2 pseudogenes are annotated in these 1684 nt (G+C 47.3%); both read right to left on the bottom strand.

The window, feature by feature from the left end:
* A pseudogene (locus JGK20_RS34170) lies at positions 1-818 on the bottom strand (glutamate synthase subunit alpha); the annotation flags it as partial.
* A gap of 305 nt (positions 819-1123) precedes the next feature.
* Positions 1124-1684: pseudogene (locus tag JGK20_RS34165) on the bottom strand (IS701 family transposase); the annotation flags it as partial.

Raw genomic sequence — 1684 nt, 5'->3', positions numbered from 1 at the left:
AACATCGATTGCCGCGCGTTCATCCAATTGATGTTGCCGCGCATGGTGTTAATTTCGCCGTTGTGGGCGATGTAGCGGTAAGGGTGCGATCGTTCCCAACTTGGGAAAGTATTGGTGCTGAAGCGCGAGTGAACCAGGGCTAGAGCGCTTTCCATGTCGGGGTCGTGCAGTTCGGGATAGTAATCTCCGACTTGCACGGGCATCAGCATTCCCTTGTAGACGATCGTCCGGCATGACAGTGTGGAATTATACCAGTATGGGTCTTTGTCTGTCCGGCGGATCGCATTGTGGGCGCGTTTGCGGATCACGTATAGTTTGCGCTCAAAAGCCGCCTCGTCCATACCTGGGGTGCGGCTGACAAACACTTGCTGCATAAATGGTTCGCTAGCTTTGGCGGTGTCGCCCAGAGACGAGTTATCTGTGGGGACATCGCGCCAACCGAGCACGGGACATCCTTCTTCGGCGGCGATTTCTGCAAAGATGCGTTTGCCGTTTTCCCGTTGAGTTCGATCGCGCGATGAGTAAATTGCACCAACCCCGTACTCACCGGCGGCTGGAAGTTCGATATTTTCGGCTGCGGCTGCTTTCTTCAGAAACTTGTGGGGTACTTGCATCAAAATGCCCGCGCCGTCTCCGGTGTTGGCTTCGCAGCCACAAGCCCCCCGATGGTCGAGATTTAACAGGATTGTCAATGCCTGTTCGACTATTTCGTGGGATTTGTTACCCTTGACGTGTACAATAAATCCGACTCCGCAAGCATCGTGCTCGAACTGCGGATCGTACAGCCCTTGTTTTTGTGGCAGTCCGTTGTTGTTCATTTTGATGTATCTCTCAAAGTGGCGAAAAGATTTTGATCTAGAGTAGAGCGTGGGATGGCGATCGACCTAGTATCCAGGGTAAGCGCACGTTAAATAGTAGCTCAGGATACAGATTAATAAGCCAGATACTGAAATTAAAGGTGCAATGCTAAAGGTTTGTGAGATTTCCCCGCTTCGAGGCTGACACAAGGTGACACTCTCTGGGTGTTCCCACCTCTTGGTTCCCGTTATGTCTCAAGGATTTGCGCCCGCTGTTGAACTGACCACACAGGAGTGCGGTTCCCTTAGCGGGACTTAAACAAATTTTAAGCCCAAACAAGGCCTAAACTGGCTTTATAAGCGGAGAATACGTCCCAATTTTGGTTCAACCATTTCACAAATCTAAAAGATATGGCTGTCCGAAATGCTTCGAGTGCATCATTAAAAGTGTTTAAAGGTTTGTTTGCCCATTGGCGCCTTAATCCTCCTGTTAAGGTATGCCAGAGAATGAAAGTGTAAGCACAAAACACCATAATGAAATGTCTTTTTAGGCTGATTTCATCTCTGACTTGATATTCATTTAAGCCCAACCAGCCCTTGGCTTCCCGATAGAAAACTTCAACCCAATTTATGAGTGAATAAGTTTTTACTATCCACTCCTTTGTCGCTGTTGATACGTCAACATTACCGATCAAATAATCTATTTCAGTGGCGGTATCGAAAGTTTCTGCATTCATGACGATAGCTATTACTTTCTTACCCGTGCATTTTGATAATTCGACTTCTTTAATTGCTACCCATACTGTTCTAGGTCGTTCTAAAGAAAGTTGAATTTTTGTGAAAGCCTCTACAGGTAAGGCTTTAGCTAAATTATCTACTCGAATCTC

Source organism: Microcoleus sp. PH2017_05_CCC_O_A (assembly GCF_020738785.1).
Taxonomy (GTDB): domain Bacteria; phylum Cyanobacteriota; class Cyanobacteriia; order Cyanobacteriales; family Microcoleaceae; genus Microcoleus.
This window is presented reverse-complemented; position numbering and strand designations above follow the sequence as displayed.